Raw genomic sequence first — 3,143 nt, 5'->3', positions numbered from 1 at the left:
TTACTGGCCTTCCAGAGCAAAAACGCATCAATTTAAGGTATGCCAAATCGTCGACCCCCAATAACCTATTTTTACTGGGGGGTTGACAACACAACTAGCATACTGACTATCAATACGTCAAAGACCAATACCTATTAATAGTAAACCCTGTAGTGGGCTGTAACCCATCCTCGACAACAAAAACTCAAAGGAAATTGTCTACAGAGCTGCGCTCCTTCCCCACTATTTGCTTGTCGAGCCAACGCGATTCACGACTCTGAAAAATAATGAGGCTATCCTCCTCTAAATTCATAAATTCCTTGGCAAGCAAAATGAGTTCTTTGAGCTGCACCTCGCTTATTTCGCCCTCAAAAACAGAGTTCTGGATCCAGCCCAAGTAGCGCCTACAAAGCTTAAGCATCTTGCCCACGCGCTTCTCACCCATATCGTAAACCAAAATTATATACATCGCCCTAGCTATTTTACATTCAAATACCTTGTGGTTAAGCTCTTCTCTACCACCACATTTTAAATGGCCGATACTCCTCAATTCCAAGGATATGCTTGGTGAGCTTATAGCACTCCAACCGAATCAAATACTTGTAGCTCACATTACGGCCCAAGCTGCGGTGCTTAACCGTTTCCGATAAACGCTTCTCCCACTCCTCCGCCACTTTCTTCCGGGAAGTTGGCTTGAGAAGGCATCCATTCAGCTTGCGCTCAAAATCATTGGCCTGCAGCTGCTTTCGGTTAAACATGGAGAAAATGAGCCTATCGGCCAGCAGAGGCTTAAATATTTCGGCAATATCCAATGCGAGCGAGTAGCGGCGCTCTCCCGGCTGGTGCAGGAAGCTGATAGTTGGATTCAGCTGCGTGTGGTAAATGGCATCGAGGCAAGCGGTATAGCACATACTGTTGGCAAACGATATCATGGAGTTCACCTCGTTGGATGGCGGACGCCGGGTACGGTTGCCCATGGTAAAGCCATCTATTATGGTATCGAAAGCCTCATAGTAAGTCTGCCGAATATTGCCCTCAATACCCATGAGTTCGTCTACCTCCTTGGTTGTGCCAATTGAGTTGGCATAAGTAAGTATGCGCTCCACCTGATCGTCGCAGCTCTTGCCCCTGCTGCCGTAGTACTTTAAATTTCGAACCATATTATAGGCTCCACCCTCAATAAACTTTTGCGCTACTATCAACCGCTTCGCTTTTTTAAGATGATGCTCGCACTGTAGCAGCTGCATGCGGCCCGATAGCAAATATTCCTTGGGCATAAAGGAGCCTGTGTAGTGCTCGTAAAAATCGAAGAAGTGAACGCTCACCGAATTCTTACCCAGAAAGTTATATAGCGCGCTGTTGGCATCAAGGCTGCCGTAAACGTAGAGGTTATCTACCGTTTCGATGGGGATATACCTTGGTTGACCCTCGTTTCCGGCCTCATCGGTAGGCGTAAACTTAAGGGTATTGTCCGTTCGGCTAAGCCTACCCGGATTAAATAGGTAGAATGTCTTTTTCATAGTGATGGGGGTTATTCATCCTCGGTGCTATAGCAAAAGTCGAAGTAGGAGCAGCGCTTGCAAATGCCCTTTTTCTCAAGCGGAGGGCACGTCTCGCTCTTTACAATCACTTCAATACTGGCGAGGGTTGTCAGCAGCACCGCTCTATCATCGTGAGTTAAGGTTACTCTTTCGCGGTGGCGCATGGTAGGGTATTCTATTATTCCGGTAACGCCCTCTATCCCCTCCTGCTCAAGCAGCCATATGTAGAACTTTACCTGCCATAGGTGGGCTTTTTCCATGGAGTCCGATTTCTTCACCTCGTGAACCACCTTCTCCACGGGGTCGTAAAAGTCGATTTTGCTACCACCCACCTCCACCTCCACGTAGCGTGAAGCCCTATCGGTATAAGTAGTTTCATGAATCAACTTACCCTCGGTAACGGTATCTGAGGTGTGCTCCATATTTATGCCATTGGCAAAGAGCCATAACTTTCGATGACAAATATGGTAGTATGCAAAGTGGGTTCCGGTTATCATTGTTTTTGCTTAAGGATTCGTAAAACCTAAATAACTTTCTATATCGCCCAAATCGAGCTGTTGCTTATGCTGTAGCATAAAATTTTCTCGACCACCAAACCTATCCAGTATTGCTTCGCGCATAACCTTTGTTGGCATATCCGATAGCATTGTATTGTACGAACTCCATGGGTATTCCAATGGATGCTTACAAAAACCGTGATGTACGGGGTTGTGATGAATATAAACCACTAACCGAATAAAATAGGCTTCAGAATTTACGAGTTTGCGATGAAAATGTCGTTCAAAAAGGCTTCCATGGCGGCCATATCGGGCATTGTAGTGCTGGCAGTACGCATTAAAAAGGTGCCCCAGCTGATGTGAAAGAATTGGTTTTCGTTTACCCATACCCCTATCGGACGAGGGAGGCTCCAATTCCATTTCCCTTTTGGAGGTCGAAGACCCCGATTGAGGTAATGGCGTGATGTCGGGAAATGGCAATATTTCGTCCTCATCCTTTACTCGAATGAGCAAATGAAAATGGTTAGGCATCAAAACCCATGCAGCGGTTTCAGCAACAAGGGGTATATACTTCTCATAAAGGCGTAAAAAATGCTCATAGTCTACCGACTGTGAAAAAAGATTGCAGCTATTAATTCCCCTATTGAAAATATGGTAGAACTTGCCATACTCTAAGGGAAGGGTTACCATTGTCATCGTAAATCATTTTACATTCCTACAATTCTTACGAATATCGATAAATAATCAACTCTGCATTAAAAGGCGGTTGTTTTACTCAATAGTTCGGTAAGATTTATGCCGCAATTTTACCGTAATCCAACAAATCATTGACGATTTTTTTATTTTTTGCGGTGTTTGGGTTTATTGCAAACATACACATAAATCGTTCCAGTAGCAACGCGTTGTTATATAGAGTTTTGTAATTAGCCATTGAGAACGTTTTTTGGAGGTTATCCTTGTTTGAGAGCCAGTCTTGCTTGGCGATATTTACCGCTGTTAGAGCCGCGTTAAAGTGGAAATCGAGCTTATTCTTGCTCCTAGCCTGACAGGTGGTAAGCCCGGTGAACTGCTTGGCATCTCGGTAGAGGAATTCTATTTGAAATCGGGACCGGTAGTAGCGGACAAT

4 protein-coding genes and 1 pseudogene are annotated in these 3,143 nt (G+C 44.9%); all 5 read right to left on the bottom strand.

Annotation, left to right across the window (positions count from 1 at the left end):
* Positions 1-184 precede the first annotated feature (184 nt).
* On the bottom strand, positions 185-448 hold the full coding sequence (cas2, locus tag BLS65_RS17405) for a CRISPR-associated endonuclease Cas2 (protein WP_092441062.1): 264 nt from the start codon (positions 446-448) through the stop codon (positions 185-187).
* 46 nt (positions 449-494) lie between these two features.
* Entirely contained in the window at positions 495-1,499 is a 1,005-nt protein-coding gene (gene cas1b / locus BLS65_RS17400) for a type I-B CRISPR-associated endonuclease Cas1b (protein ID WP_092441061.1), read from the bottom strand.
* An 11-nt stretch (positions 1,500-1,510) separates the two neighbouring features.
* Positions 1,511-2,017 carry a CRISPR-associated protein Cas4 gene (cas4, locus tag BLS65_RS17395; protein WP_092441060.1) on the bottom strand — a complete coding sequence of 169 codons (507 nt, stop codon included), beginning with the start codon at positions 2,015-2,017 and terminating at the stop codon, positions 1,511-1,513.
* 9 nt (positions 2,018-2,026) lie between these two features.
* The gene (locus BLS65_RS17390) at positions 2,027-2,713 is read right to left on the bottom strand and encodes a hypothetical protein (protein WP_092441059.1); all 687 of its coding nucleotides are present in this window, start codon (positions 2,711-2,713) and stop codon (positions 2,027-2,029) included.
* A gap of 97 nt (positions 2,714-2,810) precedes the next feature.
* Positions 2,811-3,143 (bottom strand): annotated as a pseudogene (locus BLS65_RS19085) (transposase); the annotation flags it as partial.

Source organism: Williamwhitmania taraxaci (assembly GCF_900096565.1).
In the GTDB taxonomy this organism is placed as follows: domain Bacteria; phylum Bacteroidota; class Bacteroidia; order Bacteroidales; family Williamwhitmaniaceae; genus Williamwhitmania; species Williamwhitmania taraxaci.
This window is presented reverse-complemented; position numbering and strand designations above follow the sequence as displayed.

What these genes read in the sequence shown, in the direction of transcription:
- BLS65_RS17390 (WP_092441059.1), bottom strand. Translation starts at nt 2,713, where the DNA reads ATGACAATGGTAACCCTTCCCTTAGAGTATGGCAAGTTCTACCATATT.
- cas4 (WP_092441060.1), bottom strand. Translation starts at nt 2,017, where the DNA reads ATGATAACCGGAACCCACTTTGCATACTACCATATTTGTCATCGAAAG.
- cas2 (WP_092441062.1), bottom strand. Translation starts at nt 448, where the DNA reads ATGTATATAATTTTGGTTTACGATATGGGTGAGAAGCGCGTGGGCAAG.
- cas1b (WP_092441061.1), bottom strand. Translation starts at nt 1,499, where the DNA reads ATGAAAAAGACATTCTACCTATTTAATCCGGGTAGGCTTAGCCGAACG.